We start from the raw sequence: 20,775 nt of genomic DNA on the forward strand, positions 1-20,775 counted from the left end.
CTCCTTACTTGGCGGGCTGAGTGGAGTTGAAGTCGGCCAGCATCTTCGCGCGGGCGGCTTCAGCCGGGTTTTCGCCTGGCTTACTGTCCTGTTGGATCATGTGCTGACGGAACGGGTCATTGGCCGGGTTCTTGGCAGCGTCTTCGACCAGAATCTCGAAGCGCGCGTCGATGTAGGCCTCAGGCTTACCAGCCACTGCCGCATCACCCAGCTTGGCGACCACGACAGCCTTGCGGATGTCAGCATCGGTCTTGCCGGTGTAGTCGGCGTCAGCAATCGACTTGGCCTTGCTGATCAGGTCGGCACGGGCGGTGACGCGCTTGTCGATATCGGCATCGCTGAGCAGCTTGGCTTTCAGGTCGTCGATCTCGGCGTCCTTCTTGGCGAGCTCGCCATCCTTCAGCGCGATCGCCGTAGCGTGCGCATCGGTCAGGGTCTTGGTGGCGGTGGCAGCATCGGCAAGCTTGATGTTCAGCTTCTCGATGGCCTGGGCGCCTTGTTCGGTGACATCAATGGAGATGCCATCGACAAGGAGTTTCCGCAGTGAATCAGCCATGTCATGGCCTCCTTTGGGGGTGTGTGGTTTTTGGTCACCGATGCGAAGGTGCTCGCCACCCCGAGCGCGATGCTCAAGGCTGAGGTGATTCATTTTCATAGGGCCGAGGAAGCAGTCGTACTGCTCGCCCTCGGGGGAAACGCCGTCCTGAAACACGACTTCGGCGCCGTAGCCCATGGACAGCTCGCGCTTGCCTGACTCGTAGTCCTCGATCGCCTTGGCGTCCATCAGCACCAGCGGCACCTTGACGAATTGCCCGTCGCGGACGACTTCGCCACCGGTTTGGCCGATCGCGACGTCTTTCCAATTCCTGGAGTTGACGCCGTCGCCTCCCGGGTGACCGTTGGTCATTGGCCGGTATGCGTACGAGTGCATGGCGTCAGCGTGGAAGACCGCGCTTTCAGGCCGGTACACCCGAACGATCGGCTTGTCACGCAGGCCGTGTTCGTTGTCAGGATCGATCTCGGTGCCCAGATAGTCCTGGATACCGGTGCGTGCTACTCGGGCCTCGGCCACCAAATAGCCGTCCTCTGTGCGCCGCACTCCCGTGACCGGCACGGAGTCGGTGAAGATCATGACTGCTCCTTGATCTTGCCCTGCCAGTTCTCTACGACTTCTTCGAAGATTTCCGGCCCAAGCTCAATTGGTCCCCGGTATGGCTCAACCTTGCTCAGGTCAACGCTGCCGGGCTCATAGGTGAAGGTGATGTGCGGCTGATACTCAGGCCAGTCCCAAGAGGCGCCCGCCTCGACAATGGAGACGTGACGCCAGGACAGCTCTGAGCTGTTGAACAGCAGGACGACCGCCCCCTCGCCAAACTTGTCGATGAGGCGAGCCCCGCCAGGCGCCAGAGACAGTTCGCCTTTGCTGTTGCCCGACCACGGCTCGCCGACCTTCATCCAGTCAACAGGTGATCGGCTGTAGGCAATGGTGACGTGCAGGTCTGCTGCCGAAACTGTCGTTTCGAACCCCTGCGACCTGGCCCACGCGATGATTTCTGTGCCGTTGGTGACCTTGCGGGACACGTACAGCGTGCGCGGCGCGGCGTCAGTGATGGCTTTCTTCACTGCCAGCTCATCCACACCGATGCTCGGCAGGTCATCATCGTCATCGGGCAGTTCGGCGCCGAACCTCTCGATTGCGGCCTCAAGCCCTGGCATCACGCTCAGTTCGACCAGCAGGTTCACTGCGGCGGTCGATAGCGCGTCCTCAGGGAACAGGCCGGAGTCTTTCAGCGCCTTGATAGTGTCCGCCGTGGTTTTGCCGATATCCGCCCGCTCTTTCGCCGTGGCCTGCCAGAGTGGCGCCCAGGTGTAGTGGACCTCTTTCGGCCTGCTGCCCAACGCGGAGCGGATCAGCCCTTCATCCAGCACGCTCATGGCTGGCTTGATCTCCAGCTTCTGGCGTGACGCGACGTTGTCGTAGTAGTTGCGGGTGTTCTCTTCGCCATTGGCGCCCAGCCCGGTCGAGGACTGACCGAACATGCGGGTTCCGGGGATATCGAACGCGCCGGCGACGCCCTGCTCTGTCTTGGCGATCACATCCGGCAGCGTGCCGAAGCTGGCCGACTTGGAACTGTGAGTTTCTTGCCCGTCGAGAATCAGTGTGCCGTTGATGCCCTTCGCAGTGGCAGCGAGACGCAGGCGCTCCAGCAGCAAGCGCTCGTAGTTCTTGTCCTGCATGCTCGACATCAGATTCGGGATGTTGATGACGTCGATCTTGGCCTCGTAGACCAGGCTGACCACGTTGGCGACCGTCTCGTCGTAGTGACGCACAGCCGGCATGGCCGACAGCAGCACCGAGTCGCCCCAGCCGAAGCCAGTGCCTACGGCAAGCTCAGGGTCTGGATGCGGGACGCCGACAAAGATGACCAGGCGCGACGGGTGAATCTCCACCGTCGAACCGGGCAACCGGTAGGCCTTTGGCTTGCCGAAGCGCGGACTTTGCGGATCCTGCTCGATCTCGGTGGCGCTGAGTTGGCGACGAGTCATCACGGTCAGGTACTTGATGCCACCCTTCCCGACTCGTTCCGGCTTCAGCTCAGATGCGGTGTCACGCTCACCGGTACCGATGAACACTGCGGCGCCACCGAACAGCCGGGCCTTCAATAGGGCCTCCAGAATCTTGCCCTTGACGTTCAGGCGATCCTCTTCGGCTTCGATCAGCTCGATCTGAGCCTTGTCGGCCTGCCAGTTGCGCCAGTTGCGGCACGCATCGACGGCCGGGATGCTCACGCCCTTCTGCGCCGTCCACGATCCACGGAAAGCGTTCAGCAGCTGCTGGTCGTCCATCTCGGGGATTGCGTAGCGCGAGTGCGATGCCTTGTCGCGCGCAGTGCCCAATCCTGCGACCAGGTTCTGCAGGCTGTCTTTCAGATAAGTGAATGCGCTCATTGGTCGCTCACGTTCGCGAGTGTGTAGCTGCCCGCAATCGGGAAGCGCTGGACAATGAAGTAGCCGAGTGCGTCGACCGGGTCTTCAGTGCCGTCCTTGTTGGGTTCGCCTTTTTCGTCGTAGGCCTGCTGTTCGAGCACCTGCGTACTTACTGGGCAGTTGTCGGTGTTCACCAGGTAACGGCGTTTTTGATCGATGTTGAGCATCATGGCGTTCACGGCCAGCACCCGATCGCGAACCGCTGGGTTCGACGGGTTCACCATGACCATGAAGCCGGCGGCGCGGAGCAGGCTGTGGTCTGACTCGCTGCCGCTGACGCTCTTGCGGTTCTTGCCGCTGGCGTCCGGGTAAACCGTGATGCTGTGGCCCGGGTACCGCCGTTTGAGCTCGACGATCATCGCCGGCGTGTCGAACAGGTGCGTGGCCTCCTCCAGCAGCAGCGGCAGGCCGTCACGAATTACGTGCACCGTCGCGGCCATCCGGTTGATGTTGAAGTCCATGCCGATGTGCAACTGCTCGCCCGGGCGAATCGTGGCGTCCGTATGGTTCTGCTTGCGGCAGAAGTTTGGATACACGCTGCCCGACGTCAGGTTGACGAACAGGCCGTCGATGTAGGCGTCCACCAGGTTGGCCGGGTACGACTCACGCAGCGACTTGATGTAGTCCTTCGGCAGGTTCTTCGCGTTTTGCCGCGTTGAGGCGTGCACGATGCCGTACAGCGGGCGCTGACTCGGGTTGGCGGCCAACTCCTTGACGAACTTGCGATAGACCCAGTTGAAGCCCTCCGGCGTCGTGGTGACGTCGATGGTGTTCATTGCTCGGGTCGGCCACACGGTGGACATCCGCGCGATGATCTTCTTCCACGCGCTGTCAGCCTTCTTGATCGCCATGCAGTCGATCTCGTCGACCAGCGCGTGAGCGATGTTGAAGCCGACGATGCGGTGCGGGTGCTCCATGCTCTTGCAGACGATGGTCGACAGGCACCGGCCTCGGTTGTCACGCAAATAAACGCGCTTCTTGCTCGGCACGATGTCGGCGAACAGGCCGAACGCCTCGGCCACCACCGGCATGGTGTCGTAGAAGATGTCTGCGATCTGCGGATAGGTCGGCGCGAAGTAGCCCTGTGGAATGCCTGGGTGCTCCAGTGCGTTGATGCACATCCGGACACACCCCACGAACGTCTTGCCGCTGCGGTAGCCGCCGACGAACGCTGAAAACTTCTTGGGGTGACTGATGAACTCGAACTGCGGCCTATTCAGCTTCAGGGTCGCTTGCATCTTCTACCCCGATGATCACTTGTTTTGGCTCGGGCAGGCCCTTATTCGGGTCCTCCAATTCGCGCTGAAGCTTTTGGATGTTGAGCCGCTTTATCTCGTCGTCCAGCGACTTGTCTGGCTCGACGCGACGATTGACGTAGGCGTCTCCGACTTCCTTCGCGGCCTGCTCGAGGATCTGCATGGCCAGACCGATGTTCTTCATCGCCTCGGCCTTTTCGACAAACCGGCTCATGGCTCGAAGTCGATAGGCACGATTAGCGATCGGGATGTCTACCGTCTCCTCCCGGAAGCGCTTGCGGGCATCGTGAAACATCGTCACCCAGCGCTTGGCCAGGCCTTTACCTGATGTCTTTGTGGGGTCGTGCGTCTCCACCTGCTGGCGAGTCACCGTGATCCCGTATTCCTTTTGGACGGCTTCAACAACCTGTGAAGGCGTGTCGAAGCACGCCAAGGCCTGAACGATAAAGGCCTTCACGTCGTTTTGAAGGGCTGCCATAGATTTTCATCCGTCCAGAGCCTGTCCAGAATCAGGCCGACTTGAGCAGACAGGTTCCGCAGGCCCTCGAAATGTTCATTTTTCCTACCTCAGCAGGCTTATTTGCAGCGTCCACCAGCTCTTGAACCGCCGGGCTCGCACCATACCGACGCACAACACCGACGAACTCTTCAACGTCGTGTCCGCGCATCTCAAGCTTGGGCAATCCTTCCTGGGTGAACGCTGGCTGACCGTACTTATCGGTCGCTTGGGCAATGTGGTAGAGCTCGTGCTCGACCAGGGCGCAGAAGTCAGCGTCGGAGCACTGGGCGCAGTAGTCGGCAGCCAGGGTGATGATGTAGGCCGGCACATCGCCGAACCAATCCAGCATCTGCTGTTCCATCCGGGCCTTCTGCCAGCCGCCGGCGCGGAACGCTACCTGTTCGGCCTGGCCAACTACTGTCCGACCCTTTTTCGTGAAGGCAGCAGATGCCCACATCACACGAATGTCCGCATCGATCAGATGGGCGTGTTCTTCGTTGTGGATGCTGCCGGTGTCGGCAAGGATCTCGTCTTGAAGCCACTCCCACACCTCAGGCGCAGGGATCAGGCGGATACCGAAGCTGGAAAGGTCAGACAGCTCGAGCAATGATGCGGGAGGCATTGGCCTATCCATCTCAAGCCTCACGGTTTTCTAGGTGGCGCCTTTGCCTGTCGATTCGAAACAACTGGCGAATATCCACAGTGCTTGCGTGGAGTGGCATCAGCAGCGGCAGTGAAGATGTACTGGCGCCGAGTCCAGGCGTACACGACTATTCCGGCGTGCAGGATCAGCGAATACACGGATGAGCCGCCAGCGCGGATGGTTTCGATCAGCACGCCGAACGCGCCGATTGCGACCAGGTAGAAGGCGGCAGCGAGCACCGGGTGCTTGAATACGTCCACGGCGCGCAAGTACTCGACCGCAGCCAGAGCTACCAGCCCGCAGAGAATCACATCAACAACCATCAGCGAAGTGTTCATGGGCCCGTTGCTCCCGTAGCGCCCCACTTCCCCGCAAGAGCCTTGAGCGCCGGGATGATGTTCATCGCCAGAAGGCCGATCAGGAATGCAACGCCGTATTGAGTTTCACCGCCCGGCTCGAGCTTGAAAAACCCTACCGCCAGCGGCGTGCAGAAGACTGCCGAACTGAACCCGGTGAAGAAGGCCCAGAAGGCCTGTCGACGGGTGAGCCCCTGCAAGAAGGTCAAGGACAGAATGGCTCCAGCGAAACCGGCAATAACCACTCCGTATTTCAGCATCAGTACGCTGGCAGCGGTGGTGCTCGCCGGTTCTGCCATTGGAGTCTCCAGAAATAAAAAAGCCCGCTGCGTACGGGCGAGGCGACGGATGAGTGACGACGCCAAAAACGAAAAGGGCCCGATCAATATCGAGGCCCTGAATAGGTGCGCGCGTTTTTCCGCGCTGTCCGCCAAAGACCTTCTCAACGTCGACGCCCCATTGCATCGATCTCGCTGATCCAGTCTCGCGCCACCCCGAAAGCAATGTGAGGTCAAGGTGCGCGGGCTGCCGGTGTTTTTCAGATGCGCCGCACTACCGGCCAACGGCGTCCAGGCCTCCCGAAGGCTGTCCTGGCTACAGGTGAAACTACAGATTCTTCTTGTGGATGCGCCAACCCATGGCGACACCAGGGTGGAGGTATTCGCCGGTTTTCGGATGGCGAGAAAAGTCCGTCTCACCAACCTGCCGCGCGACCGTCTCCCATGCTGTTCTTGCGCGCTCCAGCAGATTGGCTTTGGCCTTCAGCTTCATGCGCACCTCCCAGCGAGTCGAATTCTAGGCAATAAAAAACCCGGCGCGGTGGCCGGGTTTCGTTTGTCAGTCCTACACACGCAGGAATGACAGGATGGGATTAACTTCGCTCATCCGCTCACTGATGTCAACAGGCAATCACGCTGCCCGTTCAATCAGCAATCCTTCACCATCCAGAATGTCGGCGGCGTGCGCCAGGGCTTCATTCACCAGGTCATCAGCAGCCTTGCCGATATCCTGCCGCCACCGACGCCGCGTCGACTCCGGAGTGCCGTCATTGTCCCAGGTGTTCATGTCGTAGAAGCTGTCCTTCAGGACGATCATATCGGCAGACCGGGACTCGTCCTTCCTCGCCTTGGCCTGCCCGGCTGCAACAGCTGCTTTCACCATCGACTCCCGACGCCACTCCGGCGCATCGAGCGGAATCTCTACGGATACGGACGTGGCCACCTTCACCCGCGCTCCTTTGAGCTGCGGGATTGCCCAGGCGGTGGTCGCCTTGAACAGGAACAGCTTCGGCGCCGGGGTCCTAATGAGGGCCTGCAAAGCGGAGATGGCCTGCACCTTGCGCCCTTTGTGGGTGCTGTACTTCGCCACCAGCGCATCCCAGTGCTTCTGCTCAAGTGCACTGTGCAGCCGGGCGGATACCCAGCAATCCACTTGCGTGCGGTCGATGGTGTCAGCGCCACGGGAGCGGACCAACGTTGCCATGTCGCCGCCCTCTTCCTCGTCGGCAGAGTTGTACAGCTTCTGCCATGCCTGTTTGCTGGTGTTGTCGATGGCCTCGGCCGCGAGGGCGGAGACAACTGCGTTCATAACGCTTGGGTAGATCATGCTGCAGCCCTCTTCAGTTCGCGGGTCTTGGCCCGGTACTCGGCCTTGATGGTTTTGATTTCTTCGACGGTGTACTTGCGGGGCTCATGAGGCCCTTCCAACCAAGCCACGGTTTCGGCGCCGAGGCGCAGCACCAGCCGGATCCGGTACTCGACCGCGTTGCCGGACAGGTTGCGATTGCACTTCACGCACTGGCGGTGGATGTTCAGCGGCTCGAAGCGAAGCTCCGGGCAGGCGCCGACGGATCGATAGTGCCCAGCGTCCCAGCGGCTGCCCGTCATCAGGTCGCAGTCGTTCGGCATCGAGTCGCAGCTGATGCACGGCAGGTGCGCGTCACGCAGGCGGACGTACTCGTTCACGGCAGCCTGGGCCTCGCGCAGGTGATCCGCCCTGCTCTTCAGCTTCTCCTTGCGGACCTTGATCTCTCGACGGTCACGCTGGGCGATGGCCTTGCGGGCTTTGTCTGCGTTTGCCGGAGCCATGGCCAGCGCGCACTTCGGGCTGCACACCGCCTGACCCAAGCGCTGCGGCGGGAAGCTGATGCCGCACGCGGGGTTCTTGCACTTCTTCGGCCTGGGCGTCTTGGCGGCGATCATCGGCGGTTCTCCCGCTTTTCACGCATGTAAAAGTTCGCCACCACTTCGGCAAGAAACCGGCAGCCAAGCTCAGATAGGCCGCCGGCAAACTCGCTAGCCGCTTCCGCTCTATTCGCATACTCGCTATCCAGTCGAAGCGCCACAGCGCTGCAGAACCCTGCGATGTCTTCCGCGTCCATTTCCTTGACCAGCTTATCGACGGACAAAAACACGGTCGTTTCAGTGGTGATTCCAAGTCCATCACTCATCAGTACCGCCCTCCCCACTTGTCCTGCTCAGTCCAGCGCACGTCATGCTCGGCGCCGAAAGCATGCATCAGCTCGAACAGATCGCTGAACCACTTCTGCGACTGTTTGCGGGTGGAAACGGCCATCACGACGAAGCCACCGTCGAGGCCTGGCTCCGCACGCTGCTTCTCCAGCGAGGCACTGAAAAGGCACTTCCAGTCCTCACTGCTCAGCTTCTTGCCGTGCCAGATCACCTGTTCGGAGACATCCTTGAGCATTGCCCACATTTTTCGGTTGCATACGTCCGGTCGTTTCTCATCGCGGATCACCACCACCTTCGGCTTGCTGAGGTCGATGGCGTGCAGGACACCAGCCAGGCGGTTGATGTCGCGCTGGTCGCGGATGGTGTATTCGGGGTTCATGGCCGCACCTTCAGGCGCAGGGTCTCGTTCTCGGAAGTAAGTTGGTCTCGCGCCCCCTCCGCTCGAACGGTCGCTGCGAGCAGCTTCGCGTGAGCCTGAAGCGTTGCTTCGACCTGACTCTTCTCGAATGCCAGATCCTCAATCAATGCCTCTTTTTCCTCCTGGAGCTGGCCGGCAGCGCGCCGCAATGCCTCAACCTGCCCGCGCAGCGCAGCGTTCTCCGCGTTGACGTGGTTTAACTGTGTGGCGATGTGCTCTTCCAGCGAGACCTGATCACGTTGCCAGTCGGCCTCGTCGTGGAAGTACCCGAATCGCACGCAAAGGCTGCGATGGAAGTTTTTGAAGCCGGCTTGAAGTTGCTCGATGCGCTCGCGCAGGACGTCAGCACGGTGCTTACCCAGCTCTGACCAGTGGCAGGTCTTCTGTACCCAATCGGTCTTTTCTACCCACTCGACGAGTGCGTTTTCAGCGCTTTGCAGTCGTTCGTTTTCCATATGCTCCGCTACTACCCGTCGAATCCACTCGGCCCATGCATGCTGGGTGCGCTGTTCGACGTAGAACCCGCCACCACCAGGGTACGTGTCGAGGCACATCCCCTCCTCAGCGGCATCCTTCCGAAACTTCGCACTTTCTGCGGCGAAGTCAGGTTCCCAACTTGTTTGACTGGACATCAGAATCCCTCCTTGCCGCGCTGCGATTCCCACTCGAACGGCACCACGATCATTCCGCCCTCGCGCAGACGGTCGACGCAGCGCTCGCCCATCGCGCCCGGCAACTGGTGGGCGTCCAGGTTGGAGATCACCACCGTGGGGCGCTCCTGCTCGTACCGGCCGTTGATGATTGCGAACAGGGTCGTCAGCTCAAAGTCGCTCGGCTGCTCCTTGCTCACCCCTACCTCGTCCAGCACCAGTAGGTCGGGGTCGATCAGGCTCGACAGGATCTCGGCCTCGCTGCGCTCGCTGTGCTTGTCGTACGTGGAGCGGATCGCCTGCAGGATTGCGCCGACAGTGCGGTACACGGCAGTGCGAGACGTGTTGTGCAGCAGCTCGTTGGCCATGCCGGCGCCGAGGTGGGTTTTCCCGGTCCCGGGCTTGCCGATCAGTACCATGCAGCGACCGGTCTTCAGGATCTCGTCAAAGATCTGCACGTAGTGCTGGCAGAACCGAAGGGCCTTGCGCTGGCCGTCGTTCTCGGCCTGGTAGTTACCCAAGGTGCGAGTGGTAAAGCGCTTCGGGATCAGCGCGTCGCCCAGCTTGCGAGCGAGGGACATGCGCAGTTCCATCGCCTTGTTCGCTTGCTCGGCGGCTTCGGACTTCTCGCGGGCGATACGGCTGCACTCGGGGCAATTGCTTCTGAGCTCACGGCCCAGCACGGCATAGACCTTCTGCTCGTAGGCGCCGTGGGTTTCGCACTCAGCAGGCTGGATGCGAGTGCCAGGCGGCAGTTCTGGAGTTGCTTGGACTGGCTCAGAGCGCATAGCTGCCGTCCTCCCGCTGCTTCAGGCCGGAGGTGTAATCGCGATCAGCGAAGCCGGTGTGACGGGATTGCGGGAACGGGTGCACGTTGCTGGCGAGCTCAGGGATCTCGTCCTGCCAGCGCTTGCCGTTGAGCCACGTCGCAGGGTGCGGGATGAACTGGCCCCGCTCCTTGGTCCAGTCAGGCGTCAGAACCTGCTTGGCCAGAGCTGCGACCATCAGGTCGTAAAGCCCCTGAGTGACCTTGAGCTTCGCCCACGCCTTCTCGGCCTTGTCCTTTCCGACCTTGCGCGGGTAGAGCTTCCAGAAGTTCGGGAACAGGTCCTCGGTCACCACCGGAGCAGGCGACGGAGAGAGGGAATCAGGAATCAGGAATCCGGAATCAAGAGAGAGGGAATCAGCCGGGAAGGAACTGTTCTTGTCTGGTGCTTGCACCGGGCTTGCACCATGCTCCCCCTCCGAAGCCTCTAAACCGGGCATTTCAGGGATGACACTCTTTGCCTCTTTCACGTGAGGGTTCTGGTGCTTCGACCAGTTCACGATCTGGATGGCCTTGAATGATCCGACGGTGTACCGCGTGATGAACCCCAAATGATCCAAGTCGGCGAGCATCTTTTCGATGTCGACGTTGTCAGCCGGGAACAAAGCCATTTTCAGGCGGCGCGGGCGATCTTCCAGGCGCCCTTCCCGATCAGCCTCGGTCCACATGCCAATGAAAAGGAGGCGCGTTGCAAAATCTACTTCAGCCAGGTGTTCGTTCGAGAAGAACCCCGGTTTTATATTTCTGGATCTGGCCATCATGGGCGTCCTTTGCCGATAAGCACGGCAAGCTCAAGGAAGCGATCGACGTACCAGTGAGGTTGCGTCTCGCGCGGACATTGAGGGCTGGTGAGGTTCTTGCCGTACTTGAGGCCTTTTTCGGTCACGGACCAGAAGTCGACTGTTTCGCCTTTGGAGTTACGGCGCTGCAGGGATTTGAGATAGCCATGCTCGGCGAGAGCTCGATTGAAGGCTGCCGCCGTACTGCTGATGGCGTGCTCTTTGATCAGGGCGGTAACGGCCTTGGTTGGCATCGAAGAGCCGCCGGTGGCGTCAGGCGCTGCATCTATGGCGTAACCCGGAAGGAACTTCGCATCGAGCCCGTTATTTGCGGCTATCTGGGCAAGCATCATCATCTTGCTCGAAGCCGCCGGCTTGAGCAGGCGATCAAAGCATTCGAGAATTGCCAGCTCGCCGACGATCTTCGGATTGGATGGATTCGAACGAGCTCGTTCTCGATCCTCGAGTGCTGTCATTCGGTCGAAAACGAGAGCCTGGAGCTCATAGCTATAGGACATAGCGATCAGGCATGCTTCACGCTTTGGGAAGACGAAGCATTTTTGGGACCGGCTTCGGCTGTCCATGTAATCGGCTGAAAATTTAGCCGATTGATCTGCACCCAAAACGCGGGGGACTTTGGCCATCAGGTTTTTATGGGTGAGGACAGGGTCGCCCTCTTCGCGATTTGAATTGATGAATTGAACCAGCTCCAAGCTGGACATAGAAACGGTTCGCGACACGTTTTCAGAATTAGAAAAACGTGTCGCGACACTGAGGGTATTGCCGGTATTGGGTGAACTGTGCATAATCAGCTCCAGAACGTTTTGTTGTATGCAGTAAAAAGAGCCGGGATTGCGCCCCGGCTTTTTTGTGCCTGCGATTTGGTGAATGGTTGTTTCATTGGCAGTTCCTCATGAGTCCCTGAGGGGCTTATCAGCCCTTCCGTCCTATGGAAGCGACGTTGCTCCGGCTCTTTGGTGGCCGGGTCATTCGATCCAGCGCCCGGTTCATGATTGTTGCGGCCATCTCTTCTGGCGTTACCCCGTTGCGTCTGGCTAATAGCTCCAGATCAGCGAGTCCCTGCCAGTCGAGCTGGATTTCCAGCGGCTTTCTTTCAGGCACAGGGCCTCCTCGGCTACTTCAGGCCACGTCTGTTTTCGCGTTAAGCTCTTCCATCATTTGGTTCAGGCCGCGCTCCAGGATTTCGCGAGCGAGCACAGCTTTTTGAGTCCGCTGAAAGCGGGCCATCGCTGTCAGCAGGTCGTCAGCCGCCTCGTCCAGGCGAACCTTGGTCGGCTTGTCGTGGAGGTGGTCAGGTTCGAAGTACGACATCTGTGGTTCCTTGTGTGGTTGGAAGTGGTTAGGCAGCTTGTTGAGGAATGCTCGGGCGAAGATCGCGCGCCTTGATCGCACCGTTGGTGACGATCTCCGCTCGCATAGCGACCTCAGCAGCGCAACCGTGTAGGCCGCGCACCCAGCCGCTAACGGTTCCCTGCTTTACGCCGAGAGCTGCCGCCGTAGCGTTTTGCGAGCCGAAATGCTCGACCAGCTTTTCAAAGGGATTGTTCATGATTCTCCGCCCATATAAAGGGATGCCTTTATCTTATGGCAAAGGTATACCTTTTTGCAACTTCAAAGGACAACCTTTAAATTCCATGCCCATGGAACTTAAAGATCGCCTCAAATACGCACGCAAAAAAGCCGGACTCACTCAGGTTGAACTCGCTGAGCGCGCTGGCATTAAACAAGCATCGATTTCAGAAATAGAGCGAGGCCTTACTCGCTCCAGCGGTCACTTGGTAAGGCTCGCGCAGATATGTGGTGTGGACCCTGTCTGGCTGTCAGAGGGAACGAAATTCCCGGCTGATCAGTGGCGAACGATCATGTCAGAGCCGCAGCCCATGCTGGAGCCGCCACCCATTACCTCGAACGCAACGATGATCGGCCCAATTGATGTATGGGACGACGAAACCCCACTGGATGATGACGAGGTTGAAATCCCTTTTCTCAAGGAAGTAGAGCTGTCGGCGGGATCTGGCAGAACGGCCGTTCAGAAATCAGTGACGAGGAAGCTCCGCTTCGGAAAGCTAACCCTCAGGAACCAGGGAGTTCAGCCGGATCAGGCGGTCTGCGTAACGGTACATGGGAACAGCATGGAGCCTGTGCTCCCAGATGGAAGCACTGTCGGGGTGGACCTATCTGCAACCACGGTCAAAGATGGCAAAATGTACGCTGTAAACCATGATGGCGAGCTCCGTGTGAAAACGCTCTACCGCATACCTGGTGGCGGGATAAGGATGCGCAGCTTCAATATCGACGAGCACAAGGACGAAGAGTACACAGCGCAAGAGCTCACAGAAAAAGGCATCGTGGTGCTCGGAAAGGTCTTTTGGTCTTCTGTGCTCTACTAGAGCCCTTCTCTGCCTCCACCTCGAATGGCTGTGCCACCACCGTGATGGTACAGTTGCCCTTCAATCAATGGAGGGACCCGATGAAATCCGTACTCGCTTTTATTTTGCTTTCCGCTGTCGTCGCTGCGCCTGCGTTAGCTGCAAAAAAGCCGGCCGCAACCACATGGACACAAGAGCCCGACAGCTTCATGGGTCTGCGCTTCGACCAGAAAGTGGATGCAGCACTGCCGGCCTGCCCTCGCGGCGTCGGCATACATAAGCAAATGTGCCATGAGCCGCCCTACACCAATCTCTACACGGTCAACGGGGGCCCTTCTGTAGGCTTCGGCTATTCGCTTTCCGTGTTCGCCGGTGGTTCGGGTGTCGAGTCGTTTTACCTGAGCACCAACAGCGATAATTTTTCGCAACTTGCAGCGCTCTTCACCACTAAATACGGCGCCCCGCAGAGCAGTACGAGTGAGGTAGTCAAAACCAAGGGAGGCGCCTCATTTACCAATGAAACGCTTTCTTGGCGAGGCTCGAAGGTCAGCATCACCCTTCAGAAATTTGCAGGCGACATCAACACCTCTGCCGCCACCATTAGTGACATCGCGGCTGCCCTCAAAAAAGCTGAAGAGCGCGAGGCGAAAACGAACAGCGCCGCGAGCAAGCTTTAAGCGCTCAATCTGCTCAACCCCAAACCCGCCAAGTGCGGGTTTTTTACGCTCGCTAAAAAAATAAAGGTAAACCTGTTGACTCAAAATAAAGGCTGCCCTATATTTCAATCCATCGAGCAGCGGAACAGCAGCTCGACAGGGACTCAACAGACCCGCCGCTCTTTAACAACCAGCGCCATGAACGACTACCCGGCCAGTCCGGTTAGGTCACTCCCGGCTCCATCGGTGGGAGGTCAGTAAACCGATGAACAAAACCGCACTTGCCTCTACTGGCGACCGGCGATCCGACAGGCCCGAAAGCCTGCCCACGCGCAGCCCACTGCGACGGCGGACGAGGTGTTGACCGAACTGAGTGAATGACCTGGTAAGCGGGTGTGGAGAAAAACAGATTTCACTGGCTGGCCTTGGTGACAGGGCCAGACGGGAAATCAACCGCCCAGTTGGGCACAACAGCAGGTGACAGGCATGGACATCAAAACCCTTGAAGCGCTGGGCGTGAGCGCAACCGATCTTTCCGGTCGCATCGTGGAGCAGGCGGTGCACGCTCTTCTCTACTCCACCGGTTATGGAGAAGACGACGAGGAAGGCACGCAAGCGACCCGTTTCAAGCAGCAAATTGAAAAGCGTGTGAAGGATGCGGTCGACCAGAAGATCGACGCGATGTTTGCTGAGCACGTTCTGCCGCGCGTTGGCGAAATCATCGAATCGGCCGACATGCGCAAAACCAGCCACTACGGCGAGCCGAAGGGCGAACCGATGACCTTCAAGGAGTACATCGCCAGTCGCGCTGAGGTGTACATGAGCGAGAAGGTCGACTACCACGGCCAGTCGAAAGACGAATCGAAGGACAGCTACAACTGGCGCGAATCAGGCCCGCGCCTCACTGTTCTGATGAAGCTCTACATCAAGGACACGCTCGAGAAGAGCGCGAAGTCGGCGATTAGCGACGTGAACAAGGTGATCGCCAAAAACATCGAGCAGGCTGCCAAGGATGCGATTACGTCCTGCGCCGCCTCTCTCAAGGTTGCAGCGACTCTCTGACAACCAGCGCCACGACAGCCTGTCGTTAACTGCCCGATCCTCTCTATGAGAGCGCATCGGGGTGTGATCTGAGGCGAAGCCTCGGGCAGCGGATGTGCCAACCGGTCGCCTTCAGGGCTACCCCTTCCGCCGAATGCCGGTTGAGCCCCGGCCAGATCACACCCCGATGCGGACGAAACTGCGGCCTATAACCGCCCACCTGCATCAACTCAGCAGAGCCGATCTGCTAGTCAGCCGCTCCAACAGCTGACAGGTAACTCCGTAACCTGCCTTGCCGGGTATCGGTAGCAAGGAAAGGCAGCCTCGTCTCACCGGGGATCTCAACTACCTGCTTGCAGTAAGCCATGAGCAAGCCGACTTGCCGCCGTAAGCGGCTCCCACTAATCCCCGACACCACCCGAATGCACTCCCCTCCGCGCCCAACGGCAACCAGCGGAGCGGATGAGTGCATCCGAGTTTTGTTGGATCAATCACAGAGGTTTCCGTAATGCCGAAGATCATTGATGTGATCAGGACGAAGCAGGGGCAGACGTTTCTGCTCCTCGACGAGTTGCCCCGCTGCGTTTACGAGCGCACCGGAAACCTTTTGATATCGAACGACGGCGGCTTCTACGACTTCCTGAAGATTGAGCCTGGATCACGTGATGCGTTCGCCGGTCGGGCGTTCACAATCAAGCTTACCGATGGGTCGACGCTTGAATGCAAGGGTCAGGTCTGGTCATGCGGCGCTGATGTTGGCGTACCAACCGCACAGGTCGGCGTCGGAACTCTTGAGTCTCTTGCGAACTGCTACGTCTTCAGTTCGGCCACAGTCGACGTATCGCTGGTGAACGAATGGCTCTCGAAAAACAAGCCGAGCAGCCGGTACTACAAGTACGACAAGCGCGAGACGGTCGAGTACTGGGAAGCCATCTACCGCACCGAGAAATGGGGGAATCGAATTTCTCCGGCTCGGGCCCGGAAGCTCCGCAAGCGTGGTGCGACCATCTGGCGCGTAGATGGCAGACCAACTTGGAGCTCCCGCTTCGAGAAGCGCAAGGCGCAAATCCTCGCCGATATCGCAGCAGACTCCTGATCTACCGCCACTCTGGAGGCAACCATGAACGCAACCGCGCTCGCACAAAGTAAATTCGATAACCGCCTGCCGCCTCCGGTGAGCGAAAGCCCTCGCGAAGTTGCTCGGGCTGAGTGGCTTTACAACGCCGTAGAACAAATGGTTCGGCATGGCTGCGACGCGAAGGTGCAGCGCCGCATGCGTCCGGCTCAGGGCGTCACGCTGGCCCAGTTCGCTCTGGCAGTTGATGAGTATGCAAATGGACGGCTTGCCGACTGCGAGGTCACCACGGCTTCGCTGGGCTTCCTGCTCATCGCCGCCGAACGAGGTCACGCGGACAAGGTCGCCTCCGCCGAACTGCTCGGCCGCAGCGACCACCCACTGGGCAAGCTCGGCGAAATCGCAGAGGGCCTACTTCGACCCCTTGTCGATGAGGCGCTGATCGCCCAGGCCGAGGACAACGACCTATGAGCAATCAGGTAGCACTGGCCCGGCTGGGCCTTGAGATCGCGAAGATGCGCAAGTCCTGCACACCAGTGCCGGATCGCACCTTCGTCATGGGCATGATCGAAATGGCGGAGTTCGCCGAGATCATCGACACCCGCACCGCCAATCGTTATCGGGATGCGCTGGACGCCAAGTTCTTCGAGCGCAACACGCATCTGAAAGGAGTTTCGGCATGACAACCCCTCTGGTGAAAGCGCTGGTCGATGAGCAGCTCGACGATATCGAGCGCCGCATTGCGATTCTCGGCTTCGGCCTGCCCTTCAATGAAGTGATCGGCCGCAAGCGCGAGGATCTGGTCGATAGTCTCCCGCAGCGCCTGTCGGTAACCATGAAAGGCGGACGCATCGCGGTGAGGGCTCGGCCATGAATCTCTTGTACTGGTTTCTCGTTGTGATCTTGATTGCCGGTGCAGGCGCCTACGGCATCGTGAAAGACGGCTCGGGCACTTGCCAGGTGCCGCGCTCCACCACCTACCAAGTGTTCCGGTGACTAGCCGGCAGATGGCCCGCCGCATCCTCATTCGGCGCGGATCGTTCTCCGCTATCGGCATGTTCACCTTCCTGATGCTGCTCAGCGCCCTCGCCGATCGCGTCACTCAATAACCCAAGCATTCAATCGCTGCGCATGTCGCGGCAAGGATTTCCCGTGAGCGCAGTAATGAAGCAGGAAGACCAATTGCCTGCGATGTCTGAGGCGGCACTTGTTGAGGTGCTGAGCAACAGCCTCTACCCAGGCGCAGAAAAGAACTCGGTGGTGATGGTGTTGGCTTACTGCCAGGCCGCGCATCTGGACCCAATGCTGAAGCCTGTGCACATCGTGCCGATCTGGAACACCAAAGCGAAAAAGATGCAGGACACGGTAATGCCCGGCATTGGTCTTTATCGCATCCAGGCCGCGCGCACTGGGCAGTACGCAGGTATCAGCGATCCTGAATACGGACCGCTAATTACCGCAAAGATGGGTGGCGTGGACGTCACCTATCCAGAGTGGTGCCGGGTAACCGTCAAGCGCCAAATGTCGAACGGCCTCGTTGCTGAGTTCACCGCAAACGAGCGCTGGCTTGAGAACTACGCAACGGCCGGCAAAGACACGATTGCCCCAAACACCATGTGGAAGCGCCGCGCTTTCGCCCAGCTCGCCAAGTGCGCTGAGGCTCAAGCGCTGCGCAAGGCATTCCCTGAGGTTGGATCAGCGCCAACGGCCGACGAAATGGAAGGTAAAACATTCGAAGAGGCGCCGCGTGATGTGAGTCCGCAGCGGCAGCAAGAGCCTGAGCCCGAAGCGCTTCCGCCCTACTCCGATGATCTCCTGAAAGAGAACATCGCCAAATGGCAGCCACTGGTTGATGCCAACCGAACCAGCCCAGAACATCTGATCGCGACCATCAGCAGCAAGTACACGCTCAGCCCGGCCCAGATCGAAAAAATCCAGAACCTCAAAGCCATCGACGGAGACGCAGCATGAAAATTCACAACGTAGCTCAAGGCTCCGCCGAGTGGCACGCATTACGCGCTCAGCATTTCACCGCGTCCGAGGCACCCGCAATGATGGGTGCTTCGAAGTACCAGACCCGCACCGACCTGCTCACCATGAAGAAAACCGGCATTACGCCGGAGGTCACTCAGGCGCAGCAGTACATCTTCGACAAAGGCCATGCAACTGAAGCGCTTGCCCGGCCACTGGTTGAAGTCATGATCGGCGAGGAGCTGTATCCCGTCGTAGGCACCGAAGGCAATCTGCTCGCTTCCATGGACGGCGCGACGATGCTGGGCGAGACCCTCTTCGAGCACAAGCTTTGGAACGAATCGCTGGTCGCCCAGGTGAAGGCCGGCGAGCTGGATCCGCATTACTACTGGCAGCTTGAGCAGCAACTGCTGGTGAGCGGCGCCGAGCGCGTGATTTTCGTTTGCTCCGACGGCACCGCCGAAAACTTCGTGCACATGGAATACCGACCTGTCGCCGGCCGCGCCGCGCAGCTGGTCGAAGGCTGGAAACAGTTCGAGGCCGACCTGGCCAACTTCGAAATGGCCGAGGCGCCGTCGATTGTCGTCGGAAAGGCGCCGGACGAGCTGCCAGCGCTACGCATCGAACTGACCGGCATGGTCACCGCGAGCAACCTCAAGGTGTTCGAGGATTCGGCTCTCGCTGTCATCGACTCTGTGAAAACCAACCTGCAGACCGATCAAGACTTTGCCGACGCCAAGAAGGCGGTCAAGTGGTGCGGCGATGTCGAAGAAGCGGTTGCGGTAGCGAAGAAACAAGCGCTCTCCCAAACCCAAAGCATTGACGAGCTTTTCTCGTCTCTTGATCGAATCAGCGCACATGCTCGCGAGACGCGCTTGAAGGTCGACAAGCTTGTGAAGGCTCAAGAGCTGCTGGTGAAGACCAACATCAAGCAGAAGGCTGAGCAGGCGCTGGCGGATCACGTCGCGGCCATCAATAAAACACTGGGCCGGGTAACGCTGCCAGCGGTTGCTTCTGACTTCGCCGGCGCGATGAAGAACAAACGCACCATTGCCAGTCTGCAGGACGCCGTCGATACCGAGCTGGCTCGAGCAAAAATCGCCGCGAGCCAGTCAGCAGATGCAATTCGCTTGAATTTGACCAGCTTGGCCGAGCTCGCGCCCGACCATGCATTCTTGTTCAACGACATCCAACAGCTCGTTCTGAAGGCCAACGATGACCTGGTCGCGCTGATCAAGGTGCGAATCTCTGAGCACCAAAAAGCCGAGGAGGAGAAAGCCGAGGCGCAGCGCGAGCAGATCCGGCAACAGGAGCTGCAACGGATCGAAGCTGAGGCGAAAGCCAAGGCCCCTGTTGAGCCTGCACCAGTCGCCAGTCCAGCACCGGTAAAAGCAGCCTCGCCTGTTCAGTCTGCCTCGAAGCCAACGACCACAACTGCGGCGCCGACGAACCTGCAGGCCGAAGTGTTCGATCTGGAAGAGCTGATCAAAGCGGTTGCTTACGGCCAGGCGCCAATCTCGGTGCTGACCGTGAACTGGGAAAACCTCGACGCGCTGGTCGCCGATCAGGGCAACAAATTCAGCATGGCCGGCGTGAGGCTGGTAAAGGTGGCAGCATGATCAGCAACCACCTCAACCTCGTCGAGCAGCACCGGCCGGACGCCGAATCGATCGCTGAGCGAATCGCGCAATACCTGGCCGCTGGCGGGCGGATCGACCAACTGAAAAGCCCGCCGCGCAATCCGCTTCCACCGCCCCGCTCGAAGAAAATAGACCCTGAAACGGTCCTCAAGCGGCGGCCGAAGCCGATATCGGCCGCTGAGCGCAAGGTGCTGCGCAAAATGGCGGACTCGCTATGAAGTCGAAACGCAAACCCAACAACGGTTTCGCCCGGGCCGAACGCAGTTGCCGGGCGTTGCTGCGCACCAACCACGTTGCGGTGGTGAACATCGATCCCAGCGGCAGCCAGATCATGGCGAACTGGAAGAGCTGCAAGCAGATCCGCAGTCTGGCGATCGCCAACGCGATCTTCGATTTCTCCTACCGCTGGACGATCTACATCGCCGCCATGTGTCGAGACGAGCGCGGCGCCGAGTACATCAAGTCGGTGGAGATCTCGCCGGAGGGTATCTACAAGGTCGAGCGCCTGACAGATGCCATCGAGCATTACTACCTGGAGCTGCGCAACAGCGCGAACCCGAACCATCTGGTTGCGTCAGGCTGGATTGCCATTCCCGACGAGATTTCCATGGACGAAGCCCAAGCCGCGAAGCTGTTCTACGCCGCCGGCGCATGGCATCAGGTGAAGGTCGCAGCGTGAGACGCTCCAGACCCCAACAACGCAAACGACAGACCTGGCTGGACTTGCCGGCCAGCGGAATTGAAGAGGTAGGCCATGGCCAAGAGCAACGCGGAACGCTCAGAGAAAGCCGCGGCGAAGAGGAAGAGCCGCGGCGAAGAAGAGATCAGGCTGCACTGCCTGCCCGGTACGCGCCAAGCCCTTGCTGAGCTGATGGCCTGGAGCGGCATCGAGGAACCAGGCGAGGCAATGACGCTGATGATTCACCACCTGCACGGCCTCGGCCCGGGCGGCGCCCTTCCTCTGCTCACGCCGCCGCGACACAAATACGTCATTCCAGAAAACGTGTCGCGGAAATTGAAACTCGCTCACGACCGCGAAGCCCTTCGCATCACCCACGAAGAATAACCCCTACCCTCGCTGCGCATCCGGTCTCGGAGGGTGGCGCCTGACTGGAG

Annotated in this window: 31 protein-coding genes; 13 read left to right on the top strand and 18 right to left on the bottom strand. The window is 59.5% G+C overall.

Annotated elements, in window-relative coordinates; genetic code table 11:
* Positions 1–4 precede the first annotated feature (4 nt).
* The 18 genes from ACM6JM_RS12190 to ACM6JM_RS12275 form a co-directional block, all read right to left on the bottom strand.
* Positions 5–1,132, bottom strand: coding sequence for a DUF2213 domain-containing protein (locus ACM6JM_RS12190; RefSeq protein ID WP_414881962.1), 1,128 nt, complete (start codon positions 1,130–1,132; stop codon positions 5–7).
* A complete protein-coding gene (locus ACM6JM_RS12195; RefSeq protein ID WP_414881963.1) occupies positions 1,129–2,949 on the bottom strand; it encodes an anti-CBASS protein Acb1 family protein in 1,821 nt (606 codons plus the stop codon). The genes ACM6JM_RS12190 and ACM6JM_RS12195 overlap by 4 nt, the downstream gene beginning before the upstream one ends.
* Positions 2,946–4,226 carry a terminase large subunit domain-containing protein gene (locus ACM6JM_RS12200; protein ID WP_414881964.1) on the bottom strand — a complete coding sequence of 427 codons (1,281 nt, stop codon included), beginning with the start codon at positions 4,224–4,226 and terminating at the stop codon, positions 2,946–2,948. Before ACM6JM_RS12200 ends, ACM6JM_RS12195 begins: the two co-directional genes overlap by 4 nt.
* Positions 4,201–4,722, bottom strand: coding sequence for a DUF2280 domain-containing protein (locus ACM6JM_RS12205; protein WP_414881965.1), 522 nt, complete (start codon positions 4,720–4,722; stop codon positions 4,201–4,203). The genes ACM6JM_RS12200 and ACM6JM_RS12205 overlap by 26 nt, the downstream gene beginning before the upstream one ends.
* A 31-nt stretch (positions 4,723–4,753) precedes the next feature.
* Positions 4,754–5,377: a putative metallopeptidase gene (locus ACM6JM_RS12210; protein ID WP_414881966.1), complete on the bottom strand. Its 624-nt coding sequence runs from the start codon at positions 5,375–5,377 to the stop codon at positions 4,754–4,756.
* 8 nt (positions 5,378–5,385) lie between these two features.
* Complete coding sequence (locus ACM6JM_RS12215; RefSeq protein ID WP_414881967.1) at positions 5,386–5,724, bottom strand: hypothetical protein; 339 nt, start codon at positions 5,722–5,724, stop codon at positions 5,386–5,388.
* Complete coding sequence (locus ACM6JM_RS12220) at positions 5,721–6,041, bottom strand: peptidase M48, Ste24p (RefSeq protein WP_414881968.1); 321 nt, start codon at positions 6,039–6,041, stop codon at positions 5,721–5,723. The genes ACM6JM_RS12215 and ACM6JM_RS12220 overlap by 4 nt, the downstream gene beginning before the upstream one ends.
* 307 nt (positions 6,042–6,348) lie before the next feature.
* A complete protein-coding gene (locus tag ACM6JM_RS12225) occupies positions 6,349–6,513 on the bottom strand; it encodes a hypothetical protein (RefSeq protein WP_414881969.1) in 165 nt (54 codons plus the stop codon).
* A 138-nt stretch (positions 6,514–6,651) separates the two neighbouring features.
* Positions 6,652–7,347 carry a hypothetical protein gene (locus ACM6JM_RS12230; protein WP_414881970.1) on the bottom strand — a complete coding sequence of 232 codons (696 nt, stop codon included), beginning with the start codon at positions 7,345–7,347 and terminating at the stop codon, positions 6,652–6,654.
* Positions 7,344–7,943: a recombination protein NinG gene (locus ACM6JM_RS12235; protein WP_414881971.1), complete on the bottom strand. Its 600-nt coding sequence runs from the start codon at positions 7,941–7,943 to the stop codon at positions 7,344–7,346. Before ACM6JM_RS12235 ends, ACM6JM_RS12230 begins: the two co-directional genes overlap by 4 nt.
* Entirely contained in the window at positions 7,940–8,191 is a 252-nt protein-coding gene (locus ACM6JM_RS12240) for a hypothetical protein (RefSeq protein WP_414881972.1), read from the bottom strand. The genes ACM6JM_RS12235 and ACM6JM_RS12240 overlap by 4 nt, the downstream gene beginning before the upstream one ends.
* On the bottom strand, positions 8,191–8,592 hold the full coding sequence (locus tag ACM6JM_RS12245; protein WP_414881973.1) for a recombination protein NinB: 402 nt from the start codon (positions 8,590–8,592) through the stop codon (positions 8,191–8,193). The genes ACM6JM_RS12240 and ACM6JM_RS12245 overlap by 1 nt, the downstream gene beginning before the upstream one ends.
* Positions 8,589–9,263 carry a hypothetical protein gene (locus ACM6JM_RS12250; protein ID WP_414881974.1) on the bottom strand — a complete coding sequence of 225 codons (675 nt, stop codon included), beginning with the start codon at positions 9,261–9,263 and terminating at the stop codon, positions 8,589–8,591. The genes ACM6JM_RS12245 and ACM6JM_RS12250 overlap by 4 nt, the downstream gene beginning before the upstream one ends.
* Positions 9,263–10,069 carry an ATP-binding protein gene (locus ACM6JM_RS12255; RefSeq protein WP_414881975.1) on the bottom strand — a complete coding sequence of 269 codons (807 nt, stop codon included), beginning with the start codon at positions 10,067–10,069 and terminating at the stop codon, positions 9,263–9,265. Before ACM6JM_RS12255 ends, ACM6JM_RS12250 begins: the two co-directional genes overlap by 1 nt.
* Positions 10,059–10,865, bottom strand: coding sequence for a hypothetical protein (locus tag ACM6JM_RS12260; RefSeq protein WP_329517401.1), 807 nt, complete (start codon positions 10,863–10,865; stop codon positions 10,059–10,061). Before ACM6JM_RS12260 ends, ACM6JM_RS12255 begins: the two co-directional genes overlap by 11 nt.
* Complete coding sequence (locus tag ACM6JM_RS12265; protein ID WP_329517267.1) at positions 10,865–11,692, bottom strand: Rha family transcriptional regulator; 828 nt, start codon at positions 11,690–11,692, stop codon at positions 10,865–10,867. Before ACM6JM_RS12265 ends, ACM6JM_RS12260 begins: the two co-directional genes overlap by 1 nt.
* A gap of 334 nt (positions 11,693–12,026) precedes the next feature.
* The gene (locus tag ACM6JM_RS12270) at positions 12,027–12,218 is read right to left on the bottom strand and encodes a hypothetical protein (RefSeq protein ID WP_024013551.1); all 192 of its coding nucleotides are present in this window, start codon (positions 12,216–12,218) and stop codon (positions 12,027–12,029) included.
* A gap of 28 nt (positions 12,219–12,246) precedes the next feature.
* Entirely contained in the window at positions 12,247–12,456 is a 210-nt protein-coding gene (locus tag ACM6JM_RS12275; RefSeq protein ID WP_123587636.1) for a transcriptional regulator, read from the bottom strand.
* 91 nt (positions 12,457–12,547) lie between these two features.
* Here ACM6JM_RS12275 and ACM6JM_RS12280 point away from each other — a divergent pair, with 91 nt between their 5' ends.
* From ACM6JM_RS12280 to ACM6JM_RS12340, 13 genes are all read left to right on the top strand, one after another.
* Positions 12,548–13,297 (top strand): helix-turn-helix transcriptional regulator, encoded by a 750-nt coding sequence (locus tag ACM6JM_RS12280; protein WP_329517402.1) that lies wholly within the window; start codon positions 12,548–12,550, stop codon positions 13,295–13,297.
* A gap of 80 nt (positions 13,298–13,377) precedes the next feature.
* On the top strand, positions 13,378–13,953 hold the full coding sequence (locus ACM6JM_RS12285) for a hypothetical protein (protein WP_329517268.1): 576 nt from the start codon (positions 13,378–13,380) through the stop codon (positions 13,951–13,953).
* Positions 13,954–14,418: 465 nt separating this feature from the next.
* Entirely contained in the window at positions 14,419–14,994 is a 576-nt protein-coding gene (locus tag ACM6JM_RS12290) for a hypothetical protein (protein WP_414881976.1), read from the top strand.
* A gap of 487 nt (positions 14,995–15,481) precedes the next feature.
* Complete coding sequence (locus ACM6JM_RS12295) at positions 15,482–16,069, top strand: hypothetical protein (RefSeq protein WP_414881977.1); 588 nt, start codon at positions 15,482–15,484, stop codon at positions 16,067–16,069.
* Positions 16,070–16,093: 24 nt separating this feature from the next.
* On the top strand, positions 16,094–16,519 hold the full coding sequence (locus ACM6JM_RS12300) for a hypothetical protein (RefSeq protein WP_414881978.1): 426 nt from the start codon (positions 16,094–16,096) through the stop codon (positions 16,517–16,519).
* Complete coding sequence (locus ACM6JM_RS12305; RefSeq protein WP_414881979.1) at positions 16,516–16,731, top strand: hypothetical protein; 216 nt, start codon at positions 16,516–16,518, stop codon at positions 16,729–16,731. The genes ACM6JM_RS12300 and ACM6JM_RS12305 overlap by 4 nt, the downstream gene beginning before the upstream one ends.
* Positions 16,728–16,922, top strand: coding sequence for a hypothetical protein (locus tag ACM6JM_RS12310; protein WP_414881980.1), 195 nt, complete (start codon positions 16,728–16,730; stop codon positions 16,920–16,922). Before ACM6JM_RS12305 ends, ACM6JM_RS12310 begins: the two co-directional genes overlap by 4 nt.
* Positions 16,919–17,044 carry a hypothetical protein gene (locus ACM6JM_RS12315; RefSeq protein ID WP_329514808.1) on the top strand — a complete coding sequence of 42 codons (126 nt, stop codon included), beginning with the start codon at positions 16,919–16,921 and terminating at the stop codon, positions 17,042–17,044. The genes ACM6JM_RS12310 and ACM6JM_RS12315 overlap by 4 nt, the downstream gene beginning before the upstream one ends.
* 168 nt (positions 17,045–17,212) lie before the next feature.
* Entirely contained in the window at positions 17,213–18,019 is an 807-nt protein-coding gene (gene bet, locus ACM6JM_RS12320) for a phage recombination protein Bet (RefSeq protein WP_414881981.1), read from the top strand.
* Complete coding sequence (locus tag ACM6JM_RS12325) at positions 18,016–19,638, top strand: YqaJ viral recombinase family protein (RefSeq protein ID WP_414881982.1); 1,623 nt, start codon at positions 18,016–18,018, stop codon at positions 19,636–19,638. The genes bet and ACM6JM_RS12325 overlap by 4 nt, the downstream gene beginning before the upstream one ends.
* Positions 19,635–19,877: a hypothetical protein gene (locus ACM6JM_RS12330; protein ID WP_414881983.1), complete on the top strand. Its 243-nt coding sequence runs from the start codon at positions 19,635–19,637 to the stop codon at positions 19,875–19,877. Before ACM6JM_RS12325 ends, ACM6JM_RS12330 begins: the two co-directional genes overlap by 4 nt.
* A complete protein-coding gene (locus ACM6JM_RS12335) occupies positions 19,874–20,338 on the top strand; it encodes a hypothetical protein (RefSeq protein ID WP_047301322.1) in 465 nt (154 codons plus the stop codon). Before ACM6JM_RS12330 ends, ACM6JM_RS12335 begins: the two co-directional genes overlap by 4 nt.
* 75 nt (positions 20,339–20,413) lie before the next feature.
* Complete coding sequence (locus ACM6JM_RS12340; protein WP_414881984.1) at positions 20,414–20,725, top strand: hypothetical protein; 312 nt, start codon at positions 20,414–20,416, stop codon at positions 20,723–20,725.
* Positions 20,726–20,775 lie beyond the last annotated feature (50 nt).

The organism is Pseudomonas sp. IT-P2, from assembly GCF_949767575.1.
GTDB classification, from domain to species: domain Bacteria; phylum Pseudomonadota; class Gammaproteobacteria; order Pseudomonadales; family Pseudomonadaceae; genus Aquipseudomonas; species Aquipseudomonas pharyngis.

What these genes read in the sequence shown, in the direction of transcription:
- ACM6JM_RS12190 (WP_414881962.1), bottom strand. Translation starts at nt 1,132, where the DNA reads ATGATCTTCACCGACTCCGTGCCGGTCACGGGAGTGCGGCGCACAGAG.
- ACM6JM_RS12195 (WP_414881963.1), bottom strand. Translation starts at nt 2,949, where the DNA reads ATGAGCGCATTCACTTATCTGAAAGACAGCCTGCAGAACCTGGTCGCA.
- ACM6JM_RS12200 (WP_414881964.1), bottom strand. Translation starts at nt 4,226, where the DNA reads ATGCAAGCGACCCTGAAGCTGAATAGGCCGCAGTTCGAGTTCATCAGT.
- ACM6JM_RS12205 (WP_414881965.1), bottom strand. Translation starts at nt 4,722, where the DNA reads ATGGCAGCCCTTCAAAACGACGTGAAGGCCTTTATCGTTCAGGCCTTG.
- ACM6JM_RS12210 (WP_414881966.1), bottom strand. Translation starts at nt 5,377, where the DNA reads ATGGATAGGCCAATGCCTCCCGCATCATTGCTCGAGCTGTCTGACCTT.
- ACM6JM_RS12215 (WP_414881967.1), bottom strand. Translation starts at nt 5,724, where the DNA reads ATGAACACTTCGCTGATGGTTGTTGATGTGATTCTCTGCGGGCTGGTA.
- ACM6JM_RS12220 (WP_414881968.1), bottom strand. Translation starts at nt 6,041, where the DNA reads ATGGCAGAACCGGCGAGCACCACCGCTGCCAGCGTACTGATGCTGAAA.
- ACM6JM_RS12225 (WP_414881969.1), bottom strand. Translation starts at nt 6,513, where the DNA reads ATGAAGCTGAAGGCCAAAGCCAATCTGCTGGAGCGCGCAAGAACAGCA.
- ACM6JM_RS12230 (WP_414881970.1), bottom strand. Translation starts at nt 7,347, where the DNA reads ATGATCTACCCAAGCGTTATGAACGCAGTTGTCTCCGCCCTCGCGGCC.
- ACM6JM_RS12235 (WP_414881971.1), bottom strand. Translation starts at nt 7,943, where the DNA reads ATGATCGCCGCCAAGACGCCCAGGCCGAAGAAGTGCAAGAACCCCGCG.
- ACM6JM_RS12240 (WP_414881972.1), bottom strand. Translation starts at nt 8,191, where the DNA reads ATGAGTGATGGACTTGGAATCACCACTGAAACGACCGTGTTTTTGTCC.
- ACM6JM_RS12245 (WP_414881973.1), bottom strand. Translation starts at nt 8,592, where the DNA reads ATGAACCCCGAATACACCATCCGCGACCAGCGCGACATCAACCGCCTG.
- ACM6JM_RS12250 (WP_414881974.1), bottom strand. Translation starts at nt 9,263, where the DNA reads ATGTCCAGTCAAACAAGTTGGGAACCTGACTTCGCCGCAGAAAGTGCG.
- ACM6JM_RS12255 (WP_414881975.1), bottom strand. Translation starts at nt 10,069, where the DNA reads ATGCGCTCTGAGCCAGTCCAAGCAACTCCAGAACTGCCGCCTGGCACT.
- ACM6JM_RS12260 (WP_329517401.1), bottom strand. Translation starts at nt 10,865, where the DNA reads ATGGCCAGATCCAGAAATATAAAACCGGGGTTCTTCTCGAACGAACAC.
- ACM6JM_RS12265 (WP_329517267.1), bottom strand. Translation starts at nt 11,692, where the DNA reads ATGCACAGTTCACCCAATACCGGCAATACCCTCAGTGTCGCGACACGT.
- ACM6JM_RS12270 (WP_024013551.1), bottom strand. Translation starts at nt 12,218, where the DNA reads ATGTCGTACTTCGAACCTGACCACCTCCACGACAAGCCGACCAAGGTT.
- ACM6JM_RS12275 (WP_123587636.1), bottom strand. Translation starts at nt 12,456, where the DNA reads ATGAACAATCCCTTTGAAAAGCTGGTCGAGCATTTCGGCTCGCAAAAC.
- ACM6JM_RS12280 (WP_329517402.1), top strand. Translation starts at nt 12,548, where the DNA reads ATGGAACTTAAAGATCGCCTCAAATACGCACGCAAAAAAGCCGGACTC.
- ACM6JM_RS12285 (WP_329517268.1), top strand. Translation starts at nt 13,378, where the DNA reads ATGAAATCCGTACTCGCTTTTATTTTGCTTTCCGCTGTCGTCGCTGCG.
- ACM6JM_RS12290 (WP_414881976.1), top strand. Translation starts at nt 14,419, where the DNA reads ATGGACATCAAAACCCTTGAAGCGCTGGGCGTGAGCGCAACCGATCTT.
- ACM6JM_RS12295 (WP_414881977.1), top strand. Translation starts at nt 15,482, where the DNA reads ATGCCGAAGATCATTGATGTGATCAGGACGAAGCAGGGGCAGACGTTT.
- ACM6JM_RS12300 (WP_414881978.1), top strand. Translation starts at nt 16,094, where the DNA reads ATGAACGCAACCGCGCTCGCACAAAGTAAATTCGATAACCGCCTGCCG.
- ACM6JM_RS12305 (WP_414881979.1), top strand. Translation starts at nt 16,516, where the DNA reads ATGAGCAATCAGGTAGCACTGGCCCGGCTGGGCCTTGAGATCGCGAAG.
- ACM6JM_RS12310 (WP_414881980.1), top strand. Translation starts at nt 16,728, where the DNA reads ATGACAACCCCTCTGGTGAAAGCGCTGGTCGATGAGCAGCTCGACGAT.
- ACM6JM_RS12315 (WP_329514808.1), top strand. Translation starts at nt 16,919, where the DNA reads ATGAATCTCTTGTACTGGTTTCTCGTTGTGATCTTGATTGCCGGTGCA.
- bet (WP_414881981.1), top strand. Translation starts at nt 17,213, where the DNA reads ATGAAGCAGGAAGACCAATTGCCTGCGATGTCTGAGGCGGCACTTGTT.
- ACM6JM_RS12325 (WP_414881982.1), top strand. Translation starts at nt 18,016, where the DNA reads ATGAAAATTCACAACGTAGCTCAAGGCTCCGCCGAGTGGCACGCATTA.
- ACM6JM_RS12330 (WP_414881983.1), top strand. Translation starts at nt 19,635, where the DNA reads ATGATCAGCAACCACCTCAACCTCGTCGAGCAGCACCGGCCGGACGCC.
- ACM6JM_RS12335 (WP_047301322.1), top strand. Translation starts at nt 19,874, where the DNA reads ATGAAGTCGAAACGCAAACCCAACAACGGTTTCGCCCGGGCCGAACGC.
- ACM6JM_RS12340 (WP_414881984.1), top strand. Translation starts at nt 20,414, where the DNA reads ATGGCCAAGAGCAACGCGGAACGCTCAGAGAAAGCCGCGGCGAAGAGG.